At 55.9% G+C, this 24,924-nt stretch carries 20 protein-coding genes and 2 tRNA genes; 15 read left to right on the forward strand and 7 right to left on the reverse strand.

Annotation, left to right across the window (positions count from 1 at the left end; all coding sequences use genetic code 11):
• Nucleotides 1-58 precede the first annotated feature (58 nt).
• Entirely contained in the window at nt 59-781 is a 723-nt protein-coding gene (locus tag HDF12_RS04210; protein ID WP_179581360.1) for an IclR family transcriptional regulator, read from the forward strand.
• A 12-nt stretch (nt 782-793) separates the two neighbouring features.
• On the opposite strand, the gene HDF12_RS04215 is transcribed toward HDF12_RS04210, so the two are convergent.
• Nucleotides 794-1,858, reverse strand: coding sequence for a LacI family DNA-binding transcriptional regulator (locus HDF12_RS04215; RefSeq protein ID WP_179581361.1), 1,065 nt, complete (start codon nt 1,856-1,858; stop codon nt 794-796).
• A 192-nt stretch (nt 1,859-2,050) separates the two neighbouring features.
• On the opposite strand from HDF12_RS04215, the gene HDF12_RS04220 reads away from it, so the two are divergent.
• The 6 genes from HDF12_RS04220 (at nt 2,051) to HDF12_RS04245 (ending at nt 12,166) form a co-directional block, all read left to right on the forward strand.
• Nucleotides 2,051-5,542: a TonB-dependent receptor gene (locus tag HDF12_RS04220; RefSeq protein WP_179581362.1), complete on the forward strand. Its 3,492-nt coding sequence runs from the start codon at nt 2,051-2,053 to the stop codon at nt 5,540-5,542.
• A 55-nt stretch (nt 5,543-5,597) separates the two neighbouring features.
• Entirely contained in the window at nt 5,598-6,596 is a 999-nt protein-coding gene (locus HDF12_RS04225; protein WP_179581363.1) for a GRP family sugar transporter, read from the forward strand.
• An 18-nt stretch (nt 6,597-6,614) separates the two neighbouring features.
• Entirely contained in the window at nt 6,615-7,568 is a 954-nt protein-coding gene (gene rbsK / locus HDF12_RS04230; protein ID WP_179581364.1) for a ribokinase, read from the forward strand.
• A 228-nt stretch (nt 7,569-7,796) separates the two neighbouring features.
• Nucleotides 7,797-9,779 carry a formylglycine-generating enzyme family protein gene (locus HDF12_RS04235; protein ID WP_257025556.1) on the forward strand — a complete coding sequence of 661 codons (1,983 nt, stop codon included), beginning with the start codon at nt 7,797-7,799 and terminating at the stop codon, nt 9,777-9,779.
• Entirely contained in the window at nt 9,776-10,786 is a 1,011-nt protein-coding gene (locus HDF12_RS04240) for a CE1 family esterase (protein WP_179581366.1), read from the forward strand. The genes HDF12_RS04235 and HDF12_RS04240 overlap by 4 nt, the downstream gene beginning before the upstream one ends.
• 894 nt (nt 10,787-11,680) lie before the next feature.
• The gene (locus HDF12_RS04245) at nt 11,681-12,166 is read left to right on the forward strand and encodes a hypothetical protein (RefSeq protein ID WP_179581367.1); all 486 of its coding nucleotides are present in this window, start codon (nt 11,681-11,683) and stop codon (nt 12,164-12,166) included.
• Here the strand turns inward: HDF12_RS04245 and HDF12_RS04250 are convergent, their stop codons facing one another.
• Nucleotides 12,167-14,158 (reverse strand): PP2C family protein-serine/threonine phosphatase, encoded by a 1,992-nt coding sequence (locus HDF12_RS04250; protein WP_179581368.1) that lies wholly within the window; start codon nt 14,156-14,158, stop codon nt 12,167-12,169.
• A 298-nt stretch (nt 14,159-14,456) separates the two neighbouring features.
• Here HDF12_RS04250 and HDF12_RS04255 point away from each other — a divergent pair, with 298 nt between their 5' ends.
• The 7 genes from HDF12_RS04255 to HDF12_RS04285 all read left to right on the forward strand — a co-directional run bounded on the left by HDF12_RS04255 (nt 14,457) and on the right by HDF12_RS04285 (nt 21,574).
• A complete protein-coding gene (locus tag HDF12_RS04255; RefSeq protein WP_179581369.1) occupies nt 14,457-15,011 on the forward strand; it encodes a helix-turn-helix domain-containing protein in 555 nt (184 codons plus the stop codon).
• Nucleotide 15,012: 1 nt separating this feature from the next.
• Nucleotides 15,013-15,594, forward strand: coding sequence for an NfeD family membrane protein (locus HDF12_RS04260; protein WP_179581370.1), 582 nt, complete (start codon nt 15,013-15,015; stop codon nt 15,592-15,594).
• A gap of 115 nt (nt 15,595-15,709) precedes the next feature.
• A complete protein-coding gene (locus tag HDF12_RS04265) occupies nt 15,710-17,128 on the forward strand; it encodes a flotillin family protein (protein WP_179581371.1) in 1,419 nt (472 codons plus the stop codon).
• A gap of 62 nt (nt 17,129-17,190) precedes the next feature.
• Nucleotides 17,191-17,859 (forward strand): PspA/IM30 family protein, encoded by a 669-nt coding sequence (locus tag HDF12_RS04270; RefSeq protein ID WP_179581372.1) that lies wholly within the window; start codon nt 17,191-17,193, stop codon nt 17,857-17,859.
• A gap of 241 nt (nt 17,860-18,100) precedes the next feature.
• Complete coding sequence (locus tag HDF12_RS04275) at nt 18,101-18,967, forward strand: tetratricopeptide repeat protein (RefSeq protein ID WP_179581373.1); 867 nt, start codon at nt 18,101-18,103, stop codon at nt 18,965-18,967.
• A 131-nt stretch (nt 18,968-19,098) separates the two neighbouring features.
• On the forward strand, nt 19,099-20,265 hold the full coding sequence (locus HDF12_RS04280; RefSeq protein WP_179581374.1) for an acyl-CoA dehydrogenase: 1,167 nt from the start codon (nt 19,099-19,101) through the stop codon (nt 20,263-20,265).
• Nucleotides 20,266-20,335: 70 nt separating this feature from the next.
• A complete protein-coding gene (locus HDF12_RS04285; protein ID WP_179581375.1) occupies nt 20,336-21,574 on the forward strand; it encodes an MFS transporter in 1,239 nt (412 codons plus the stop codon).
• A 34-nt stretch (nt 21,575-21,608) separates the two neighbouring features.
• On the opposite strand, the gene HDF12_RS04290 is transcribed toward HDF12_RS04285, so the two are convergent.
• From HDF12_RS04290 to HDF12_RS04310, 5 genes are all read right to left on the reverse strand, one after another.
• A tRNA-Arg gene (locus tag HDF12_RS04290) sits at nt 21,609-21,685 on the reverse strand.
• A 64-nt stretch (nt 21,686-21,749) separates the two neighbouring features.
• Nucleotides 21,750-22,349, reverse strand: coding sequence for a hypothetical protein (locus HDF12_RS04295; protein ID WP_179581376.1), 600 nt, complete (start codon nt 22,347-22,349; stop codon nt 21,750-21,752).
• An 11-nt stretch (nt 22,350-22,360) separates the two neighbouring features.
• The gene (locus HDF12_RS04300; protein ID WP_373563839.1) at nt 22,361-23,401 is read right to left on the reverse strand and encodes a YheT family hydrolase; all 1,041 of its coding nucleotides are present in this window, start codon (nt 23,399-23,401) and stop codon (nt 22,361-22,363) included.
• Nucleotides 23,398-24,198, reverse strand: coding sequence for a DUF72 domain-containing protein (locus tag HDF12_RS04305; RefSeq protein ID WP_179581377.1), 801 nt, complete (start codon nt 24,196-24,198; stop codon nt 23,398-23,400). The genes HDF12_RS04300 and HDF12_RS04305 overlap by 4 nt, the downstream gene beginning before the upstream one ends.
• 32 nt (nt 24,199-24,230) lie before the next feature.
• Nucleotides 24,231-24,305: transfer RNA gene (locus HDF12_RS04310), tRNA-His, on the reverse strand.
• 66 nt (nt 24,306-24,371) lie between these two features.
• Here HDF12_RS04310 and HDF12_RS04315 point away from each other — a divergent pair.
• Nucleotides 24,372-24,914, forward strand: coding sequence for a DUF4112 domain-containing protein (locus HDF12_RS04315; protein ID WP_179581378.1), 543 nt, complete (start codon nt 24,372-24,374; stop codon nt 24,912-24,914).
• The last annotated feature ends 10 nt before the right edge of the window (nt 24,915-24,924 follow it).

The raw sequence follows: 24,924 nt of genomic DNA on the forward strand, positions 1-24,924 counted from the left end.
ACGGCGTTCTTTTATACATGAGTGTCAACTTCAATAGACATAATGTCAAGGAGGCAGCTTGCCGCGAATTTCACGATCTGTCACGGGGGGGTCTGCAATCGCCGATCGCGTTCTTGCGTTGCTATCGGCATTCCGAGCAGGGGACACTGAGCTGGGACTCGCAGAGCTTGCATTGCGCACAGATTTGTACAAGAGCACTGCGCTGCGCTTGCTGCACTCCCTGGAAGGGGCACACTACTTGATCCGAACACCTCAGGGAACCTATCGGTTGGCGGCTGAGATTCCGAGACTTAACGCAGTGCACGAAGCGGCCGACGGGCTGCAAGCAGCCGTGATGCCTATTCTGCGTAGCCTGGTCGCTGTCACTCACGAGACTGCCGCACTGCATGTCCGGCAAGGGAATCATCGCGTTCGGCTGTTTTGGATAGATTCACCGCAGCCCCTGCGAGAGCATGTCATGTTAGGAGAAGAACTGCCTCTGGACCGAGGGGCTGGTGGTCTAATTTTGGGAGCCTACTCAGGGGCCCGAGGCGCGGGCCCAGACAAAATTAGGAAACAGGGATATGCGACTTCCATCGGAGGTAGGCTGCCGGAGCTATCAGGTATTTCGGCCCCCGTATTCAACTCGCGCGGTGAGTTGGCTGGCGCACTGACACTTACGATGCCGACGCAGCGGTGGAAGCTGTCCTGGCGCCAGATTGTAGTGGCGAAGGCGAAAGAGCTCACAGAAGATCTAGGCGGCACAGTCGTAGTTGGAGAACGGGTGAAAAAGCACCGCTGAACGGCGATCTGGTCAGGTAGCCAATTTGCGACGAGGCGCCGAGTCTGGCTTCTTCTTACTTTGACGTGTTGGAGGGGGAGGAGCAATGGAAGCCCCTAGTCGAAGCTCCGTTGGCAACACATGGTGACGAAAGGGACGATTCGGATCGCTTACCCTTTCAAGCAAAAGCTGAACTCCCAGCGAACCAAGTTGATAACCAGGCTGCAAAACGGAAGACAGTGGAGGATCCATCAGCTCGGTTACTTCGAGTCCGTCGAATCCGAACAGCGATACGTCATGCGGACAGCGAAGACCCAGCTCGCGAATAGCCATCACGACGCCCATGGCAATCATGTCGTTCTGGGCAAAGATCGCGGTTGGCCTCGGCTTAAGCTGTAACAGTCCTAGTGCCGCTGAGTATCCACCTGCACGATCGAAGGAACTCTCCTGCACATACTCTGCGGGAATTTGAATATTTGCTTGTTTCAATGCACGTCGGAAGCCGGCCAGCCGTGCATGGGCAATCGTCAGCTGCAAGGGACCCGTAATGGTAGCGATGCGTTTGTGACCAAGCTGTATGAGATGTTGAGTCGCATTCAGCGCACCTTCATCGTTGGCTACGGTGACCGTGTCGCCTTTCCAATGTCTTGGCATACGGTCGAGACAAACCACAACTGCTCCGCCTCTGGTTGCACTACCGGCCTGCATCGTTATCTCGCTGAAGTTAGAGGGAATCACGATGATGCCAGTAGGAAGGTATGTCCGCAGCTGGTTCATGTACGAGACCTCTTTGGTCAGGTTGTTATCTGCGTTGCAGAGCACGAGACGATAACCGCTCCCGAACGCCGCGTCTTCAGCACCGCGAACGACAGCCGGAAAGAATGGATTGGTGATGTCCGGGATGATCATGCCGATCATGTTTGTCTTATCTCGTCGCAGACCTCGTGCAAGCTGACTTGGCTCGTAGCGAAGAGAATCAACAGCCGCAAGAACTCGGCGTCGCAGCGGTTCGCGTACCTTCGCAGAGTTATTCAGTACGTTAGAAACGGTTCCGAGCGACACCTCGGCAAGCCGCGCGATCTCTTTCATATTGGACATGGAACACCTTTGAAAGCTTCAATATGCGGCTAAGAGGAATTCTAGACGAGTCTCACTCCGGTGAAGCTCAAATCTAGCGAGTCCGCGAATCGCCGTTGTTTCTTCAAAAAAAACTCTTGACACTTACCGCATCGTTTCCATATAAATTGCCCCGTTGCATTTTGAAACGTTTCATTCTCCTGGAGGCCGCCCTTGAGCCGAATCAAAAAGTGTTTCGTTTGGGTAGTGGTTTTTATGATCGTCGTGGCGCCCGCCCTAAGTTTTGGCCAATTCGCCCAGCGTGGCGGCGTCGAAGGGATTGTCACTGATTCGACCGGCGCTGTAGTGCCAGGAACGACGGTTACGCTGCTCGACCTCGAACAGAAAGCTACGAAGACCGCTATGTCGGATGCGACCGGTCACTATAGTTTTCCTGAAGTCACCGCTGGCACCTACCAGGTCACGGCCTCACACGCCGGCTTTGAAACGACACAATCCAGTGTCATTACGGTGAACCTCGGCCGCAATGCGAGGTATGACCTGCAATTGAAGATCGGCGCTCAGTCGGAACAGGTGACCGTGGACAGTTCTACTGCGGTGATGGAGACAGGTCAAGCGAATCTCAGCACAAATGTAACGGAAAAGCAGTTTGAGCAGTTGCCTCTCAACGGTCGAAACTTTACCTCCGTAGCTGCGCTTTCGCCCGGCATCTCGACCCAGCCGCAGGCAAACCTGAATCCTGGCGGAACCTACTCCGTTGGCGCTCAATTTGCATCCGGCGGAGTCGCCTTCACAACGGGAGGGGTCGTTCAGGGATCGCGTGACAATGGATTTTACGTAAACGGAGTAAACATTACAGATAATTACGAAACCAGCCTCAGCTATGAGCCCTCGGTTGAAGCACTCAGCACCGGAACCTTGCAGGTAGCAGACTTCTCTGCCGCCAACGGACACGATTTCTCCACGTTGAGTATGCAAACCAAAGGGGGCACTTCCACATTCCACGGGCAAGCTTACGACTTCATCGAGAACGATGCCCTCAACGCGATCAATCCTTTTACGAAATCATTTGCGGCGTACACCGGCAACAACGACTTCGCAAAGCCCACATTACGCCGAAATCAATTCGGTGGAGGGATAGGGGGGCCGGTGTTTATCCCTAAAATTCTCGAAGGTCTCAGGAATAAGGCATTCTTCTTCGCCAACTACGAAAACTTCATTGAGAGTGATGGGGCTCAGCCGGTCTATCAAAGCGTACCGTCCGCCGCAGAGCGCACGGGGGACTTCAGCGAATTGTTGGGTGGATCGAATCCACTGCAACTGTACAACCCCTTCTTCACGACCTACGACGCGAATGGCTTCAGCAGCCGTCCCGTTATTCCGAACAATCGGCTTGACCAGGCTGTAAGGCCGGATGGCAGCTCGGTTTTTGACCCGGCTTCCAAGGCGCTCATGGCTCTTTATCCATTGCCGAACATCTCAGGAACTCCGAGCTCGCAGCTGAATTACGTCACAACTCAAAAACTCGGGTTTTCGGTCTATCACTTCGACTCCCGTTTCGATCTGAATCTCACAAGCAAAGACAACATCTTCGTCACGTATTCAAAGTCGCACGGCGACAACAACAACTCGGGAAATCTGGCGCCTTCACAACTCTATGTGTCTGATGTCGATGATGGCGCATACCTTGTGACCGTGAACTATGCGCGCGTCTTCACGCCCAACCTGGTAAATGAATTTATCTTCGGCATCGGCGACTCAGCCCTTCAGACCGTAGCTCCCAATCAGATCAGTTATCTGAACAGCGATGCAAATCCGTTCAATCAGGTCTTTCAAAATACTGGTTCCGGAATTACGCGTGGTGTTCTTCAGATGATTGTCGACAACTATGCAAGTCCTGGTTTTAATCAGGTCTTCCGTGCTGAGAATAAGGTCATGCAGTTTTCAGACAATGTGAGCTGGAGTAAAGGCAGGCATACGATGACTTTCGGAGGAAATTACTTCCGCAAAAGCGAATATGACTGGGATTTCGCTCGCTTTGTCGAGTTTCAGCAGAAGTTTAGCACCGGTGGAAGCCTTCAAAACTACGAGGGGGGCGACGCCATGGCTGATCTGGCCATGGGCCTGCCGGAAACGATCCACCAGCGTTACGACTTTCAAGGTGGCGACGCTACGTCGCCGGAGTTGGACGTAACATTTCCGTACTGGGGTTTTTATGCGAACGACAAGTTTGCGGTGACCCCACGTCTAACCCTAACCGTTGGTCTCCGCTACGATCTCTCGATCCCACTCTATGCAAACAACAACCTGTGCTGTGCGATCTACCAGCCAACAACGGACGGTGGCGTGCTCAAGCTTCCCGGAATCGCACAAGGTGTGCCGCAGCATTATCTGTCGGCAACCAAAAAGGATTTTGCGCCTCGAGTTAGTTTTGCCTACAACCTGGATAAGAACACGGTACTGCGGGCAGGCTATGCGATCTTCTATGACGTTGGTGCAACGCAGATTTCAACTGAGGTCGGCAACGCGTTGAATGGCGTCCCAGGCTACTTCAGCGGCGACGAGATCACGAACGTTACAAAGGGCGCTCCAAGTGATACTCCCGTCCTGGGACTCTCGAACATCTTCCAGACTCCTCCACCGCTCGTTCCTGGCAACTATCCAGTAAGTACCGGCCCGGGTCAGGGATATTTTGGCGACGGGTACTATTCGACGGCGTACTACTACGATCAGAAGTCGACCCCGCTGCCCTACTATCAACGCTTCATGCTGGATGTCCAGCATGAAATCACGCCCCGCGACTCGTTCACACTCTCTTATTTGGGGTCACAGGGACGAAAGGGTTCTAACTACATCAACGAGAACCTGCCTGCTTACCAAACGAATTGGCCGACTAAGAATGCCTACAACAATGCTCGTCCGAATAATCTGGGCCGCTTCGGCGACATCTACGTGCAGCGACCGAACTTGAACGCCTTTTACAACGCAGCCGTCGCTCAGTTCCAACATCAGTTCACTCATGGACTCCAGTTCCTGAGCAACTACACCTGGGGCAAGACCGTCTCTGACTATCCCTACGTCAACACGCTTGCGGCAAACGGAGAAGGCGGGTTCAATGGCTTCCAGGACCCACATATCTATAACCGGGGTGAGAGTACTTTGTCCCACCGCCACCGCTTTGTCTACAGCGGCATCTGGTCACCGACTTATGGCCAATCTTGGAACCGCGTCGCACGGGAAGCATTGACCGACTGGAGAGCTTCATTCATCGGCACGATCGAGTCCGGGGAGGCGCTTACGATCATCAATGACGCGACCAGCGCACTTGACTATGCAGGTACAGACGAGCTGTTTGTCAACGGCGATCCAAACCTCTCTCGCGGTTCAAAGAACTTTCTGAACCAGTTCAATACAGCGGCGTTTACGATTCCAGTAACCGGCGTTCGTGGTAACTCCGGGCTTGGTACGATCCGTGGTCCGGGCCAAAATAATCTCGATCTATCTCTCGCCAAGACCTTTCCGATCTTCGAACGCTTCCATGCTGAATTTCGTGCCGACGCTTATAACGCTCTGAATCACACGCAGTGGAACGGCGCTCAGACTTACCAGACAAAGACCGGAACCAGAAGCGGCATTCCTTTCGGTGCAGCAACAAATGCTCGCGAAGCACGTATTCTGCAATTGGCTGTAAAGCTGGCTTTCTAACTGATGGCCTTGAAACCATTTCCAGGGTCGGATCCTTTCACCGATTGGAGACGCAGTGTATCAACCAGAAATCTATGCAAGCACGCTGATCTTCATGCTCATCAGCATGAGCTGCTGGGGCTCTTGGGCAAACACCATGAAGTTGTGCCCAGGCTATCGGTTTCAGCTCTTCTACTGGGACTACGTCATTGGGCTCCTGCTTGGAGCGATCCTCTGGGGTTTCACTCTTGGCAGCACGGGATCAGAAGGGGTGTCTTTTGTCGCCGATCTTGCGAAGGTTCACCCCTACCATCTCGGCATGGCACTGGTGGGTGGGGTGATCTTCAATCTCGCGAACCTGCTGTTGGTTGCGGCGATCGATGTAGCCGGCTTGGCCGTGGCCTTCCCTATTGGAATCGGTCTGGCTTTGGTCATAGGGGCGATTAGCAACTACGTTATCAATCCAGCCGGCAATCCGTTGTTGTTGTTCGGAGGCATCGCGTTGGTGGTTGCGGCAATTGTTATGGATGCGTTGGCATATCGTCTTCGGGAAAGAGAAAGACGAAACGCAGGCAGCAAAGGCATCTTGCTGAGCCTGCTTTCGGGGGTCTTGATGGGAAGTTTTTACCCCTTCGTTTCGAAGGCGATGTTTACTTCTGGGGCATCGGGGCCGTATGCCGTGGCATTCCTCTTTGTCATCGGGGTGGCTCTCTGTGCTATTCCCGCAAATTATCTGCTTATGCGTAAGCCAATTGATGGGCAAACTCCCGTCGATTTTTCAGGCTATGTTGCAGCTCCTAAACGCTGGCATCTCTGGGGAGCGATCGGTGGCATGGTTTGGTGTACAGGCGCTGTTTTCAATTTCGTCGCGGCGCGGACACACTTCGTCGGTCCTGCAGTCTCCTATTCCATCGGCCAGGGCGCGACGATGGTGTCGGCAGGTTGGGGTGTCTTTGTGTGGCGCGAGTTCGCAGGCACAACCAGTCGGATCAAGCTACTGCTAACGTTCATGTTCATCTTTTTTCTTTTAGGCCTTTGTGCAATCGCCGCCGCTCCGCTCTTTGCTGGTCACTAGCCGCTTCTGGAGAAACTTATGCATAATGACCTGCGACCTATCGTCGTTGTAGGCAGTATCAACATGGATCTGGTGTCGAGCGTGCCCCGTATACCACGCGCAGGAGAGACCATCTTTGGACATGATTTTCAAACTCATGCCGGTGGGAAGGGTGCCAACCAGGCAGTCGGCGTGGCGCGACTCGAATATCCCGTGAAGATGCTGGGCATGGTTGGCAGAGACGCGTTCGGAGACCAGTTGCGACTGCAGCTCAAGAGAGAGGGCGTGGACATCACGGAGGTGAGCGAGGTCAATGCCGCGACTGGAACAGCAACCATTCTCGTTGATGATGCGGGTGAAAATAGCATCGTCGTCTCGCCGGGAGCCAACCTCCATCTGACTCCCGACGTCTTGCGGAGCAGAAAAGAGATATTCCGACACGCGGGGGTGGTTCTTGCACAACTTGAAATTCCACTTGAAACGGTTCAGTGCCTGGCGGAGATGTGCTCCGAATTGAACCTGCCACTCATCCTGGATCCGGCACCGGCGCAGGCGCTGCCAAACGGAGAACTTAGAGGAGTGACCTGGCTCACGCCCAATGAAACAGAAGCTCAGTTCTACACCAATGGCGCATCCTCTGAAGAGGGGGTGATGGCCATGCTCCTGCAACTGGGAGCGAAGGGCATCATATTAAAGCGCGGCGCGTTGGGAGCCGTTCTCTTTGGCGAAGATCGTTCGTTGCATCGAATCCCGGCACCCAAAGTGCAAGCTGTGGATACGACGGCAGCTGGAGACGCTTTCAACGCAGCGTTTGCGGTCGGCTTGATGAACGGTGACACCCCTGTAGAAAGCGCACGGTTTGCTACAGTTGCCGCTGCCCTGTCTGTCACACGTTCCGGGGCACAGCCTTCTTTGGCGACTAAAAGAGAAGTGTTGATGGCTTTAGAGCGCTCCATCGACGTACACGTTCATTCAGCCGAAAAAAATCTGTAAACGAAACACGAGGAGCAAACATTGCGATTACTATCCCTAAGCGCCAGACTTGTTGCGGCAGGCCTTTGTTGCCTCTGTTCTGCCGGACTTAGAGCACAGATTGATTACCCTCATCTTAAACTCAACACCGAAGGTATCTCGGCACCGGGATGCAATGACGTCTCGAAGCTGCTTATCGGGGGGAATCACGGCTGCTCTGCGCAGGAGACTCAGATCTGGTTGGACGAGATGCGTGGCTGGCGCACCAATCGCCAGATTCGCATGGGTTATTCAGGTGACATGTATGACCTGCCAGCGCTCAAATGGACGCAGTCGAGCTTCATACAACCTCAGATGATGATGGAAGATCGGTATTTTTACGATCCAGACTCGGGAAAATACACGGTCGATCGTTACCTGGACGACACGGAGAAACGCTACGGCGGCATCGATTCCGTCCTCATATGGCACACCTACACGAACATAGGCATCGACGACCGGAATCAATACGATCTCATTCGCGATATGCCCGGCGGCATTCCCGCCGTCAAACAAATGGTGTCGGACTTCCATCGCCGTGGAGTCAAAGTCTTCTTTCCAGTGATGGTGTGGGACCAGGGAACTCGAGATGAAGAAAAACCGAACTGGACAGCTACTGCGGAGATGATGAAAGAGATCGGGGCAGACGGCGTAAACGGCGACACCATGGACGGTATCCCAAAAGCATTTAGCGACGCCGCTCTTAAAATTAATCACCCTCTGGCGCTCGAACCGGAAGCATTCCCCGGTCATGACGAGATGCTTGCGTGGAACACAATGTCATGGGGTTATTGGACCTACCCCTATGCGCCGGATGTAAGTCGTAGTAAGTGGCTCGAGCCTCGCGCGATGGTAAACGTTAGCGCACGATGGAGTCACAGCAAAACAGAATATCTCCAGGCAGCATTCTTCAACGGGGTCGGATTCGAGAGTTGGGAGAATGTCTGGGGAATATGGAACGGCATTACGCCTCGTGATGGCGAAGCGATTCGCCGGATGGCAACCATGGAGCGCGGCCTCGCGCCTTTTCTGGTCAGCAAAGATTGGCAACCCTACTACACCACCGAGTCGCGCGGTCTGTTCGCAAGTTACTGGCCTCTGAACTCAGAAGCCGTTTGGGCACTCGTCAATCGCAGCGATTATGTGATGCAGGGCGAACTGTTGCGTGTCAAGAGTGCTCCTGCCGGATCAAAGTTCTTCGATGTCTACCACGGTGTTGAACTGACTCCACGCATGGACGGCCAGGACGCACTGCTCTCGTTTACGGTCGAACCAAACGGTTACGGAGCCATTCTTCAGGTGCCGGGTGCCTTATCCGTTGCGCAACAGACTCTCCTGACAAAGATGCGAAGCATCACGCAAAAGCCGCTCGAGAGCTACAGTGCTGAGTGGAACTTTATACCGCAAACATTGGTGGAGATCCCAACGACGAAAGCTACATCGCAAGCTCTTGAAGGCATGACGAAAATTCCTGCGGCTACATACCGATTCCGCGTGAACGGGATTGAAATCGAAGGACGTGACGATGTTGGCGTCGACTTTCAGTACCCTTGGGAGCCGTCACCTCGCCGCTACCACGATCACATCGTAAACATCGACACATTCTGGATGGATACGAACCTGGTCACAAACGAGCAATTCAAGAAATTCATTGATGCCACGCACTACAAACCTAAGGATGCCAAAAATTTTCTTCGTGACTGGAAAGGTGACACTTATCCCGTTAGCTGGGGAGACAAGCCAGTCACCTGGGTCTCTCTGGAAGATGCACGCGCATACGCTAAGTGGGCAGGGAAGCGGCTGCCCCATGAGTGGGAGTGGCAGTACGCCGCCCAAGGAACAGACGACAGAAAGTATCCGTGGGGCAACACATGGAGCGCTGAAGCTGTACCCGTCGTCGATAAGGGCCGAAGGCTAACTTCGCCAGATGCCGTAGGCGCGCATCCGAAGGGCGCGAGCTCTTTTGGTATTCAGGATCTGGTCGGCAACGTATGGCAATGGACCGACGAGTATGAGGATGATCACACGCGTGCGGCTGTGCTTCGCGGCGGCAGCTACTACCAGCCGGGTGGATCGATCTGGTACTTTCCGCAAGCCTACCGCAACGATGAACACGGCAAGTTCTTGCTGATGGCTCCAAGCGAAGACCGTTCAGGCGCAGTAGGTTTCCGGTGTGTCATGGACGCGCAATGAGAATTGTCACGAGCCTGAGCGGCATGGGCCCGAACGCTTTCTTCGGCCAGCCAGCGAAGATGGACGGAATCATCTCTCGACGTATTATCCGAGTATCGATCCGTCTAACTTTGTTATTCCTTGCCGAATTAGCGATGGCAGGCGAGATGCGCGCGCTCGCCGCTCAGCCTGCTATCTTTCCGTTCACACACAACGGATACAGCCGTCCCTACCTCGTCTATAAGCCTGAGCATCTTCCTCCGCACCCTGCGGTGGTCTTCATGCTGGGCGGTACAGGCAGCTCTGCTAGACAGAACTCCGAAGAGTTCGGCTGGCAAACCGAAGCGGACCTCAACAACTTCTTAGTTGTCTTCCCCGAGCTGCTGCCTCGCCAACCCGATCAACCTTTTGCAAAGCAAACCAACACCACATTCTGGGACATGCAGGGTTCTCGCACCCATCTCCCTCCAGCCGGCATGCTTCCAGTCGATGACGACGGTTATCTCATGGCCGTTCTTCGGGACGTCCTGCACCGTAATTCAGCCGACCCTAAACGTATCTACTTCGCTGGTTTTTCCAGTGGATCCGGAATGGTCCAATTGCTCGCCGCCCGACACTCCAAATCCATCACTGCGATCGTGGCCGTCGCGACTCCGCTCATGGAGCCCCCGGTGAAGCTGGCTCATTCGATGCCCGTCCTCTACATTCACGGCGACAACGACGAACAGTTCTCTGGCTTTGAGGTCAACAGTCCCAACTTCGCGACCACCCCGCACGGTAACTGGGTTACGTGGGGTTATCTCAACGGCTGTCAAGTGCAGCGAGCGGAAAAGACTGCCTGGGGAGTCCAGCTATCCTGGCAGGGTTGCAGGGACCATGTATCAGTCATCGCCGACTTCATCGCCGGCTTCGGCCATGAGTGGCTGGGAAGTAAGAGTTCAACCTTAAATCGAACCACTCGACCCACCGAGTCGCTAAATTTCACCCACATGGCATGGCAATTTTTCGCGAACGCCCATTCAAAATAAAACATGTCGCAGCAACTCCGAGGTGCTGCCAATAACTAAGCGGGCGAAGATGCCTGTGCTTTTGCCGAATCTGCCTCCCGCGGCTGCGATCGAATATTCGAAGTCCAACCCATTGACAAGCAGGACGGCCGTCGGAGACGGCGATGCATTGGGGGGCGGACTGACCGCAAATCCTTAGCGCTGTGTTTGTTTCACGTCCACACCCTGGCATTGGTCAGCGGTTCAACTCCGCTCATCGGCTCCATTTAAACTCCCTAAAATGAATACTTACAAGGACTCTGGTCATATATGCCCGACCGGTGTGGTGTGAGTAGAGTGCGCTCCCAAATGTGTGGCGTTGCCTTCGAGGCAGACGGGAGGGCATGGACAAGTATTCAGATTTCTGACCGGGCATCTATAGGGTCGCAAACCCATCCTGCCTATAAATTCAAAGTCGCCATTGGTTCCGAGCATGGGAGGTTTGCGTGTCTCTGCGGAACCGCCATTCGACGACCGCCTAGCTCTGGCTGTGCTGTGCATAGGCTCGTGCCTTGATCTCCAAGGGTTGAGATGTTTGAGCATGTCTCCCAATACATACAAGTCGCGGCTTTGGTCTTCAATCAGGTCGTCATAGTGGATTGGCCTGCAAGACCGGTGATTGATGACGAGACGGCGTTTTCTACATGAGAAAGGCCAATGATCCCTTGCCGGGCGACGCAGCCGCTGGAGTTGAAATATGCAACGGTACTTGAATCAATGCTATAAACACTGCACCTAGCTTTGTCCACGTTATGGGTCCCTGCATTTTCCAGGTTGTAGGGAGTCGGCGGATCGAGTTTTGGCAGTAGTTCTTCGGGTTGTGGGCCCTTGTATCTCAATTCAATTAGATAACAGTCAAATCAACGAGGAGAGGGTATGTCAAACCTTAATAAATGGACCACTCAACATATTGTGAAGAAATGTAACGGAGATGGACTGTGCGGGGCTTATCCGGATTGGGGGATGCACCCATCCTGGATCGCGGGGGTTGAGGGGTTGGACGCTTACAACCGATGGGTTTGCGAGGTTGTGATTCCGATCGTGTTTCAGTGGATCGACGAGCACAAAAAAGAAGTCTACGAAGGCGTGTCAGATGAACATAAAGATGATGTCGGCGTCGTGATTGCTTCGGCGTTCGAGATCGTGAAGAAGATGTCGAGTTACACGAATGGATTGATAAAGGCTGAGGAGTTTGAGGAAGCCCTAGAGAAGGAAGAGGTGGATCTCAAGACGATCAACCCGGTATGGACCGACATTGCGAAGAAGGTGAGAGAGGGAACAGAGAAAGTTTTTGACGAGAAAAGGAATGTGCTTAAGGATACGATTCGGCGAGCCGACGATAGCTCGTCGGGCAGCTCGTAGCTAGATACTTTGAGTGTCTGCCGCGATGCCGGTCGATTCTTTGCTGATGGGTACGCGGACCAGGGTGACGACGGTGATGTCGTCATCCTGGCCAAAACGTACCGCGGCTTCTGCTGCTCGGGCGGCGTCTGGGAGTGTTGCGAAGAGCTCGCTTATCCGCTCAAAGCCGTAGAGTTCCCCGGTCTTGCTGCGGGCTTCGAGCAATCCATCGGTGTAGAGCGCGAGGTGATCGTTAATCTGCAGGCGTAAGCGACTCTCTTCGTAGGTGACGGCTGGAAAGAGGCCGAGCGGGAACGAGCCGGGAATGGCTAACTCTCGATCGTTGAGGTAGGGAGGTGGGTGCCCGGCGCTGGCCAGAGTGCAGTTGCCGTCAGGGTCGATGCGCAGGGTCACACAGGTGGCAAAACCGCCTTGCATTCGACCACACAATCGCCGGTTCAACTCGGTCAACAATTGAGCGGGGCTATGCGTGTTTTCTACCAGGACGCGCACCAGTCCGACGATGAGTGATACCGCGATGGCAGCTTTGATGCCTTTGCCGCTGACATCGCCAAGAATGACGAGTGTGAAATCGCCGTCGAGGGGAATGATCTGGAAGAAGTCTCCGCCAACTTCAAGCGCAGGACAATAGGCGCTGGTAACGGCGAAGCCGGGTATCGACGGGAAAGTTTCGGGGATGAGCACCTGTTGGAGCTCGCGGGCGCTGCTCATCTCCTGCTCAAGAAGGCTCCTACGACGGCGGTCGTCCACGGAGGTGCGATAGACCGTGTAGAGCAGTGCGAGGAGCAGGAAGATTCCGGTGAGCGTAGGCAGCGATACTGCACTGCCATAGATGTGGAAGATGGGCTCGCGCAATTTGTCGGCTAGGGTCCAGTGCGTGAAGCGCCTTCCCTGGGGAGCTAACCCCTGCACAACCTGCATCATGCCCGAGAGAAATGCCGCGATGACAAGCAGCCTGCGGGCCAAATCCAATCGGCGTCGCTGTTTGACGGCGAGGGCGACCAGTGCCAGAGGTACCGTCGCGGTGATGAAGTAGATGCCGGTGAGCAGCGCGTCCGCAATTTGAATGAGCCAGAACCATCCCACGCTCGCGTCCACCAGCGACAGAAGACCATCGAGAATACTGACGGACAAGCTGACAATGGCGAAGCGACGGACCAGACGGATTAAGGACTGGTTGTCGTCAAGGCGCAGAAGCCAGAGCAGCAGAAACCAAAGGGAGATGTCGCGAATGGAGGAGACAGGCGGTCCTAATGCGTTTGATACACCTACTGGCCAGGCGATGCGCATCCCGTAGAGAACCATTCGAATGAGCGGGCTGAGGGCGAACCCGGTCATCCACAAGAGCGTCCGCTGCTGCCGATCTCGAAGCCAGGAGAATAGGCCGAGCAGACCGGCGATTCCGTAGAGCAGGTATTCGCTGAAAGAGAATTGATTGGCACGGAGCCACTGGTAGTCCAACGTGGTTTTATAAGCGGCGAGAGGTTCGGGATAACCGACAACTGGGGACCCCTCGAAGCCGCCGGATCGTCCGGAATCTTCGGAAAGAAGAGGCGCTTTCCAGACGCGAACGGCAAGGGTGCCATGAAATGGGTGCTCGAGTCTTGGTTCGAATTCGGGAGCGCCCGGACCGAGGGGGTAGATGATCGGTGCATCTGAGGATCGGTACCAGATGGGATAGGAAGGAAACTTTCCGCTGCGGCCGATGGAGTCGCCGTTCCAGAAGATCTCGTACACATCGTCCAGGTGGGGCACGAGGAGGGCGAAGTTGGTTTGATTTCCTGGCGCTGAGTCTAATGACAGGTGCAGGCGGTACCAAGCATAGCCGGTGTAACTGGGATGTCCCTGCTCGCCCCAAGGCCTTTCTGCTGTCAGTTTTTCCCATCGAGAGTCGTCGAAGGAGGGCGAGGCCCAGTTGGGATCGTCTCCCAGATGGAATTGCCAGGGACCATCGAGGGGTGCGACGGCTTTCCCTAGACCTTCGATCCTCATTCCAGATTCGGATGAGGGCGGTGGCGCAGCAAGCGCTTGTCCCGAAGCGAGCCCCGGTAAAGATGCGAGGAGGGAGGAGACGTAAAGCAGGAGTGCGGGCAAGCAGCACGAATGCGTTAGACGCCAGGCAAGCCGAAGCATGTGGCCAGCATACGCCGGGTATCCGACTCTGAGGTATCGAAAGCGTCCGGAGCTTGCAGTATCTCAGAGTCTCGTGTTTTCACGAGCTGTATTTCGCGTAAGAACGCACTTGATTTTTATTACAAATCGCGATATAAATATTGCGATTTGTAATAGCATGAAACTCAGTGACAAAATTCGTTATCTTCGTGAGGTCGAGGGCAACCTCCGCGGTCTCAACCGCGCCATGACTCAGCAGGAGCTGGTCCGTGCGATTCAACAGGAAAATGGCACGGGCAAGAAGGCAAGCAAAGCGACGATCAGCCAGTCGTATCTGTCCCAGATTGAGAGTGGAGCGCGCCCGCATCTGACGAATACGACGCGGCTGCTGCTGGCGAAGTTCTTCAAGGTTCATCCCGGCTATCTGGTCGACGATCCCGAGGGCTACCACTCTGAGTTGATCTCCGACCTACGGACCGCCGAAGACAAGCTCGATCTCTGGCTGGTCGGCGGCGCGGAACGTTTCCGTCGTGATCCCGCACTCTGTCAGGCTCTGCTCGCGCTGGCTAACCATAGCGATTCACGGCGCTGCTTTCTTCTAATCGAAAGCATTCTTGATACGCCCACGCTACTGGACCGCCTCTTTCAGGTTCTTCGTCCTGAAAGTTCCTCGCTGATGGCTGTACCAACTCAACCAGCTCCCAAAAAAGCTGCGAAACGGAGCACCAAATAATATGGACTCCTTCTATCTCATCTGTTTCTGTGTCGGTCTGATTCTCAGCCTGATCTCTGTCTTTGGAGGCTTCGCCCATCTGCACGTCGGCCGCTTTCACATTGGCCATGCGGCTCACGGCCACGCGGCACCCGGCGGAGCGCATCGTGGATCCGGAATCTCGGCAGTGAACGGCTTCACGATCACAGTTTTTCTCTGTTGGTTTGGTGGAGCTGGGTATCTACTGCACCACTCCAGCATATTTGGAGGCGCTCTGGTCTTGCTAATCGCCTTGATAAGCGGTGTCGCTGGAGCCGCGCTCATCTGGGCTGTTCTCTTTAAATTGCTTCTTCCTCGCGAGCGTGTTTTGACACCGGAAGAGACGGAGATGGCCGGCGTACTCGCTCAGGTCAGTGACTCAATTCGTGACGGCAACGGCATCGGCGAAATCATCTTTTCGCAGGCCGGGGCTCGTCGTGCTGCTGCTGCCCGGAGCGAAGACGGCAGCGCGATCGAGCGTGGCGCGGAGGTTGTTGTGATTCGTTATGACCGTGGTGTGGCGTACGTTCGCCGGTGGGAGGAACTCACAAACGGGCTGCCATAACACGCCGATTTTTTCGTCACAGGGCGGCCTCACTTGCCGAGGCGCTTCCCCGCCATCTCCCTCGTGAGGCAAGCACATCACACGCTCTCTCGTCCGTCTCGGACAAAGGAACGATATGCCGAACTCGGTCATTATTATTGTTGGTCTGGTAGTTCTCGCCACGCTTGCCTTAGCGCTGCTCATGGCTAAGATGTTTCGCAAAGCTGGTCCTAACGAAGCGATTATTGTCTATGGTTTTCGCGGGCCCCGCGTCATCAAAGGCGGCGGTGCGGTGATCTTTCCGGTCGTTGAAAACTCTCGACAGCTTTCGCTGGAGCTGATGAGCTTTGATGTTGCACCGCAACAGGATCTCTATACCAAGCAAGGCGTCGCGGTGACTGTGGAAGCGGTTGCTCAGATCAAAGTCCGTTCGGACAAAGAGTCCATTCTTACCGCGGCTGAACAGTTTCTGACAAAGTCTCCCGACCAGCGTGAAGGTCTTATCCGCCTTGTGATGGAGGGCCATCTGCGGGGCATCATCGGCCAGCTCACCGTCGAGCAGATTGTGAAAGAGCCGGAGATGGTTGCCGAACGGATGCGCTCCACTTGCATGGATGACATGAGCAAGATGGGGCTTGAGGTGATCTCTTTCACGATTCGCGAGGTGCGCGACAAGAACGAGTACATTACCAACATGGGCCGTCCCGATGTCGCTCGCATCCGCCGCGATGCCGAGATCGCGGCAGCGGAGGCTGAGCGTGACACGGCCATTCGCCGCGCCATTGCACTACGCGAGGCGGCAGTAGCGAAGGCCTCAGCCGATCAGGATCGTGTGATCGCAGAGACGGCATCGCTGGCCAAACAGGCCGAAGCTCAACGCGACCTTGATATCCAGAAGGCGCAGTTCACTGAGCAGAGCCGTCGTCAGGAGGCACAGGCCGACAAAGCTTACGAACTTCAGACGAACGTCATGCAACAGAAGGTGATTGCTGAGCAGGTCCGGGTGCAACAGGTTGAGAAACAGGAGCAGGTGAAGGTGCAGGAGGCTGAGATCCTGCGTCACGAGAAGGAGCTCATCGCGACTATTCTCAAGGGTTCCGAGATCGAGCGTCAGCGCATCGAGAATATTGCTCAGGCTGATAAAACACGGATCATGATGGAGGCGGAGGGCCGCGCCGCGGCGACTAAACTGCAGGGCGAAGCGGAGGCCAACATCATCTTCCAGAAGGGCGAGGCGGAGGCGAAGGCGATGAACGTCAAGGCCGAAGCCTATCAGGGGTGGACGCAGGCCGCTGTCGTCGACAAACTCATCACGAATATGGCCGATGTTGTCCGTGCCATGGCAGAACCGCTCAGCAAGGTCGACAAGATCACTATTGTTTCGACTGGGAATGATGGGGCGACAGGAGCCAACAAGATCACCGGCGAGATGACTAAGATCGCCGCCCAGGTTCCCGCGCTCTTCGAAGCTCTATCCGGCATGAATATTCATGATTTGATGTCCAACGTCAAAGCGATGAAACCTCGCGATGACGGCAACAGTCCACAGGCATAATGTGTCAGCCGGCGTGGAGCACTCTCCGCGCCGGCGCACTACCGCAGTAAAGGAGGACTCTCATGGCACTGCTCGAACGTGTAGGAACACTCTTACGAGCCAATATCAACGACCTCATCGAGAGGGCTGAAGATCCCGAGAAGCTCGCAAAGCAACTTGTTCTCGATATGGAAAACCAGCTTCTCCAGGTCAAGACACAGGTCGCCATCGCCATCGCCGACCAGCACCTTCTGCAGAAAAAACTGAAGGAGCACGAGGATGCCATGAACCAGTGGAATCGCAAAGCCGAACTCGCTGTTCAGAAGCAGCAAGACGATCTGGCCCGCGCTGCACTGGAGCGCAGTTTGAGTAACCAGCGGCTGACGTCGAACTTCGCTCAGCAACTGGAAGATCAGAACGCTGAGACTGAAACTCTTCGCAACGCTTTCAATCGCCTTCAACAAAAGCTGTCCGAGACGCGATCTGCTTGCGAGTTGTTGATCGCCCGGCAGCGTCGAGCCCGCACCGTCGGCAAGGCCAATACGGCTCGCACGATCGCTGCTTCGCATGACCGATCGACCGCCATGAATCGTCTGCGCGCCAGCATTCAGCGCGACGAAGCCAACAATGCCGCCAGCCACATGATCCTTGAAGCTCAGTCGCTCGAAGATCAACTGAACACCCTGGAGAGAGAGGATCAGATCGAGCGCCTCCTCGAAGATCTCAAGAGCCGCCAGCCCAGACTGACGTGATGGCGGGTGTCTTGAAGGTAGGGTTGCTATTTCACAGCGTATTTACTTCGCCATACAGTGAACCCGTTTTGGTACAAGTTATCCACTGTTATTGATCGGGTTAGGTGACTTAGGTCTTGATTGGCGCGGGTTTCGAAGGCATACTCCAGAGAGAGTTCGCAGGATGAACTTGTAAGACGGTGCCAACTGAGACACCACTGTGACCCGATATAGCCGTCAAGACGTAATCCGGATCCTTCACTTGCAGGCACGCCAGCTGACGGCGTGGGAGCGAGCGGGGCTGATCTCTCCCCGCGAAGACTACTCTTTTGAAGCGTTGGGCCAACTGCGAAGGCTGCGCGATCTGCAGGCGACGACGAAGATCTCTGCGAAAAATATACGAGCGTCGGTAGATGCTATGCAGCGGCTGGGGGGAGTGCGAAACCCGCTGCTGGAGGCGAGCTTTGTGCGTCGTGGATCGCGGTTGAGCTTCCGGCATGGCGGTGCGCTAATGGATCCGGTGACTCAGCAGCTTGCCTTTGATTTCGAAACTGCACCGGCACGTCAGCTTCGCGTTGTGGGCAGCGGAGACGCTGTTCTGCGGCAGGCGGCAGAGGTGCAGGAGATGTTTTTGCGGGCCGTGCAGTTGGAGGAAAATCCATCTACGATCCAACAGGCTGCCGAGATCTATGCGGCGATTCTGGAGATGCGTCCGCAGCATGCGCCCGCGCTAATCAACCTTGGGACGATCCACTACAACCTGCGCCGATTTGAAGAAGCGGAAGGCCTCTATCGGCAGGCAACGGTGGCCGACCCCGAATACGCGCTTGCATTCTTTGACCTGGGCAATGTACTGGATGAGATGCAGAGGCTGGGTGAGGCGACGACCGCGTATCAGAAGGCTGTTGCGTTGGTTCCCCAGTATGCGGATGCACACTACAATCTAGCGTTGGCGTATGAGCGGCAAGGCCAGCGTCGACGGGCGTTGCGGCACTGGCTGGCGTATGTGCGGCTTGACCCAGTTGGGCCGTGGGCAAACCATGCCAAAGAGCAGGCTAGGAAGATTTTGAATACCGAGAAGCTCTCGATCGTCAGCCGGCGTGGACGTCTGGTGAAGGTCGCTGGATAGCGGTCTTGCTCTCTTCTTCGATATCAATTTAGATAGTGTGTCTCTGCTCAGGGGACATAGTGAATGCCTATTCAGTCGTGTGTTCAAGATGCTAGACTCACCTTTTCCTGAATACGAGTTGAGGTGAGTGGATGTCGCAGCAGGCTGGACCGATGGCGTTGACGCAGTTGGGGGATGACGAGCAGCTTTTTCGCGATACGATACGGCGATTCGCGGTGGAACAGATTGGTCCACTGGTGCGCGGCATGGATGAGTCGCAGCAGATGGATGCCGCGATGATCCGGAAACTCTTCGAACTCGGGTTGATGGGGATCGAGATTCCCGAAGAGTACGGCGGGGCAGGTGGTACGTTTTTCAATGCGATTCTCGCGGTCGAGGAGCTCTCTGCGGTCGATCCGTCCGTAGGGGTGATGGTCGATGTGCAGAACACGCTTTGCATTAATGCGCTGGCGCGATGGGCGAACGTAGAACAGAAGAAAAAATATCTGACGCGCCTTGCGACAGATACGATCGGATCGTATGCGCTGAGCGAAGCGTCGTCCGGTTCCGATGCCTTTGCGCTGCAAGCGCGGGCGGTGAAGCGCGGCGACGATTACGTTCTCAACGGGCAGAAGCTCTGGATCACGAATGCGAAAGAGGCCGGGCTGTTTATCGTCTTTGCGACGATCGATCCGGCGGCAGGGTACAAGGGAATTACGGCGTTCCTGGTCGAGAAGGGCGCGCCCGGATTTACGCTTGGGAAGAAAGAAGACAAGCTTGGTATTCGCGCGTCCAGTACGTGCGAACTGATCTTTAACGACTGCGTTGTACCGGCAGCGCAGGTGCTGGGCGAGCCGGGCAAGGGATATAAGATCGCTATCGAAACCCTGAACGAAGGTCGTATCGGGATAGGGTCTCAGATGCTCGGGCTGGCGCAAGGTGCGTGGGGCCATGCGGCAAAGTGGGCCAAGGAGCGCAAGCAGTTTGGCAAGACTCTGGTAGAGTTTCAGGCGATGCAGTTTCAACTGGCCGAGATGGCGACGGAGATCGAGGCCGCGAGACTGATGGTCTATAACGCGGCTCGGCTGAAAGATGCGGGCCTGGATTTTCTAAAAGAAGCGGCAATGTGCAAATATTTCACGTCGCAGGTAGCTGAACGCGTTGCCAGTCTCGCGGTCGAGGTCTATGGGGGATCGGGCTTTGTGAAGGACTATCCGGTCGAGAAGCTGTATCGCGACGCCAAGATAGGCAAGATCTATGAAGGCACGTCGTTTATGCAGCTAGCTACTATCGCTAAGTTGACGCTGGGCAAGGTTTAGCGTCTCCACGTCGATTTCTGGCCCCTAGCCGATTGCTGTCCAATGCTCTAAACTAGAAGAGAGCATTGGTATGACCACTTTATTGAAATCAGAACAACGCGCGCCACTCCCCTTTCTGGGGTTGGCCTGCGCAGTTGGTGTTTCGACGATCTACTACAACCAGCCGCTTCTACTGGAGATGGGTCGCTCCTACGGTGTTACGGCTGGCCATGTGGGCTTTGTCGCGGTGGCGACCCAGGTGGGTTACGCGACTGGTTTGCTGGCCTTCGTTCCACTGGGCGACGTGCTGGAGCGCCGCGCTCTGATGATGCGAATGTATGGTGCGGAGGCGGTTGCCCTTCTGCTGGTTGCGCTTGCCCCTGGACTGACCTGGCTGATTGCTGCGAGTGTGTTGCTTGGGCTCTTTGCGTCGGTTACCCACGTTGCGCTTCCTATTGCGCCCGACCTTGTGTCGCATGAAAAGCGCGGACGGGCTATCGGCACAGTCATGACCGGGCTGCTGTTGGGTATTCTGCTGGCCCGCACCTTCGCTGGCTGGGTGAGTAGCATTCATGGCTGGCGCTGGGTCTTCGTGGTGGCGGCGGTGGTGAATGCGGCATTTGTTCCGCTGATGGGGAAGGTGATGCCCAAACTGCCCCCGAAGCAACAACTGCGCTATGCGGACGCGATGAAGTCGCTCTGGACGCTATTTCGTACGCAGCCTCTGCTGAGAGAATCCTCCGTTGTCGGTGCGCTTGTCTTTGCGTCCTTCAGCTGCTTTTGGACGACGCTGGCTTTTGTACTGCATAGTCATTACGGACTTGGCGCGGGCGTCGCCGGCACCTTTGGTGTGGTCGGCGCGGCGGGAGCATTGGTCGCACCACTTGCGGGAAGGTTGTCCGACAGGCATGGGTCGCGATGGGTGATCTCGCTTGGGATGGGGCTCCTGGCGTTCTCCTACGTTCTGTTGTGGGTGGAAGAGCCGATCAAGCTGCCGGTGACGATCCACATCGTTGCCCTCGCGGTTGGAGTGCTGGTGCTGGATATAGGGGCGCAGATGACGCAGGTAGCCAACCAGACTCGGATCTTTGGGCTGGTCCCCTCTGCGCGCAGCCGGATCAATACGGTCTATATGACGGTGTATTTTAGTGGGGCGGCGGTGGGGTCAGCCCTGGCGACGATCGCGTGGGAGCACTGGAAGTGGAACGGAGTCTGTTGCCTGGCGATCGGCTTTATCGCGTTGGCGGGGCTACGACATGCGACTGCCAAACGCAATGTCGAAGCGGATCTTCACCGCACTGAGGAAGAAGATCTTTTGCTCGAGGCTTAGGGGAGCTTAGCGCGCAGCAGACGCAGTGTGCGGGTGGTGGGCGAGGCGGGGATCGAACCCACAACCCCGAGCTTAGAAGGCTCGTGCTCTATCCAATTGAGCTACTCGCCCGCGAGCGTCTGTATCGATTGTATCGGGGAAGGCGAGCTTTCAGGTTTGAAAAATTGGCGGAAGCTTAGCCCAAGGCAAGATCCTTACTGCGCAACAGTGCAACGACAGCGTCCAGAGCAGAGGCCCAGTTCTGTTCTGCGGCGTAGGGATCGTGGCCGATGGCCTTTACATAGAGGCTGGCCGCGAAGCCCTCCTGGGGACCAGTGAGATCAACGAGTGCAGGGCGGATGACACAGTCGAGCATGGCATAGGGTTGATCCAGCGGAGAGGAGTGGCGTGTCAAACGGTGCATCATTTGCTCCATCTGATGGTAGGAGGCGAAGAGAGATCGTTCGCGCCAGAGGATGTCGATGTAGCTGCCAAAGCCGGCCGGCGCATCGTCGGAGGTTACGTCAAGGTTTGCGCGAAGACTGTCGAGCTCATCTGCATCGAGCGGCCATGCGTCGCACTTCGCGGTGAAGACGGCAGATCGGGGGGCGTTGAGCGCGCGCAGAGCATGCATCAGTGGTGGATGCTGTTCGACTTCAGGGAGATGGTCGAGGTCGTAGGGGTTCTCGCGGAGATCGATGAATCGGCGATTTCCGGAGAGATCGGATGGGTCAGACCAAGGAACCACAAGCACAGGATCGTCTGAAGAACATTCGGCGGACCAGTCAGAGAGCATTAGAAACTATCTTATGCGTTGGCGAGCAGGAACCGCAGCAAGGTGTGCTCGGCCCAGTAACCATCGTATCCGGTGTCAGCGTCGGGCTGGGCAAGAAAGGCGCAGTGGCCGCCGTGGTGAGTCGTGATCAGCCGGATATTCGGATTCGCCTCGAGTCTGCTGCAACTCTCATCGGTAATGCGGACGAAGGGATCGTCCAGCGCATGGAGGATGAGCGTCGGCACAGCGATCTGGTCGATGACGCGGGCTGCAGCGGCGCGGTAGTAGTAGTCTTCGGCGCCGGCGAACCCTGAGTAGAGTGCAGTGATGCGGTCGTCCAACTCGCGCAGAGAACGTACTCCGATAGCAAGATTTGGATCGTAGACGTGAGGAAATAGTGCGACTTTGCGGCGATAGCGGCTCAGGAGAGCGCGAAGGAACTTCAACTCGTAAAGACGGTTCTGCTTACGATGCAGAGCATCGGCCGAGGGGCCAAGATCGAGCGCGGGGGATACGCCGATTACGGAATGCAGTTCTGAGGGAGCGTCAGAGCCAAGCTCGCCAGCAAGCTTGAGGACTAGATTTCCGCCCATCGAGTAGCCGATCAACGACACTGACCGGAGCCCGCGTTGTGCCACGAAGAAGTTCATCACAGCGAGCACGTCATTGGAAAGGCCCGAATGATAGAGTGTCGGCGTGAGCGCCTCGGTGCCTCCGCAGTTGCGCATATTCATCCGGATGATGTTGCATCCGGCCCGCCACAGCTTGTTCGAGTTGCCGACAACGTACTGCGAATCCGAGGAACCTTCCAGCCCATGCACGATGATGGCTGTTGGTCGTGAAGAACGAATATCTTCCGGCTGCCAGTGGCAGTGGCAAAGAACCTGGCTTGCGATCTGGCTGGCTGTGGCTGGCGAAACCTCGACGAGGGTGGCCTCCGGCGCGGGCAGGCTATTGAATCGCGGCAGGTAGTTGCCCATGATCGTTTGCAGATGTCCGTTGATAATGAAACGCCGAGGCTGAAACTCAGCAGCGTGGCTTTCGATGCTCTCGATCTCGGCTGTCGGCGTCACTGTTTCCCCGCCAGAGCCTGGATGCGGGAAAGAAATTGCGTGGCGTTGAGTGCGCCAGTTGGCTCGTCCTCGTGCTTGAAGTAAACGTAGACGTCGCGCTGCTGGGCGAGGATTGCGAAACGCTGCGCAAAAGCGTCAAGCTCGATTGCAGAGTAACCGCTGCTCCGCCGCAGCCGATAGCAGGTATGGCCCTCCGCGGTATGCACCTCTGGCGTCAGTAGGTCATCGCTCTCGGCAATGCAAACTGCCGCCTTATGCTCGCGCAAAATCGAGTAGATCTTCTCGTCAAACCACGATTCGTGACGGAATTCAAACGCGATCGGCGGGGCGCCTTTTTCGTGAAGCGCGGAAAGAAAGAGGAAGGTGCTGAGAAGTTCGGCGTCAGCCTTGAAGTTTGGAGGAAGCTGGAAGAGCAGGAGACCAAGTTTGCCCGCCTGACGAACTGGCTCAAGCGTCGCCACAAACTGAGCTACAAGCTCTTCGCAGTTGCGTAAGCGCTTGAGGTGGGTGATGCGTTGCGGCGCCTTGAAGCTGAAGCGAAACTCCGGCGGGGTCGCGGCGAGCCAGCCCTCGAGTATCTTCGCCGTCGGCAAGGCGCGGAAGGTGTAGTTGACCTCGACCGAGGTAAGCTGCGAGGCGTAGAACTCAAGAAATTTTTTCGCCGGAATGCCCGCAGGATAAAACTCGGGCTTCCAGGTCGGATACGCCCAGCCCGATGTCCCGGCGTACAGGCGCGCCAAGGATTTAGGAGCGGCGACCGGGACGGGCGTAGAGGAAGCTTTGGGAACGCGGGGCAAGGTTGATCCGCAGTCTAAAGAATTGAGAAGTTTGGGGCGGCTAGTGGGTTTCGAACCCACGACATCCGCTGCCACAGAGCGGCGTTCTGCCACTGAACTATAGCCGCCGTATACTGGAATTATAGCACTGGCCGCCTGCGGGGCAATCTCTCGGTGGGGGCGGGGAGGGTTCCATGCCGTTTACCGCGAAGCCCGAGGTCTTGTCACCCCGTATCAAGCGCAGCGGAAAAGCCTTTGATGACGAAAATCTCGATCTGCTCTCGCACGTTCTGGACGATTTCATCAGGATCCCCGGCACCTCGATCCGCTTCGGTCTCGACGGCATTGTGGGCTTCATCCCAGGGATCGGCGACCTGATCGGCGGGATAGCCTCCTGCATCATCATCGTCGCGGCGTGGGTGCGCGGGGTCTCCTATGCCACCGTGGCGCGCATGGTGGCCAATGTCGCGATTGAGGTCGTGGTCGGTTCGATCCCCGTTCTCGGCGATATGTTTGATATCGCCTGGCGCGCTAACCGTCGAAACTACGCTCTTCTCGTCGGCAGTGTCGATGAGCCACGTAAACACACCCTTCAGAGTTGGCTGTTTCTCGGGGTCGTCTGTCTCGTGTTGGCTGGCCTGGTCATTCTGCCGCTACTCCTGCTCACGTGGGTCTTCGACGGCGTCTTCCACGCGATCTTCGGGACCAGCAGCCACGGCCTCTTTCGAACGTTATGATCGCAGTAGC

This window comes from Tunturiibacter gelidiferens (genome assembly GCF_013410115.1).
GTDB classification, from domain to species: Bacteria; Acidobacteriota; Terriglobia; order Terriglobales; family Acidobacteriaceae; genus Edaphobacter; species Edaphobacter gelidiferens.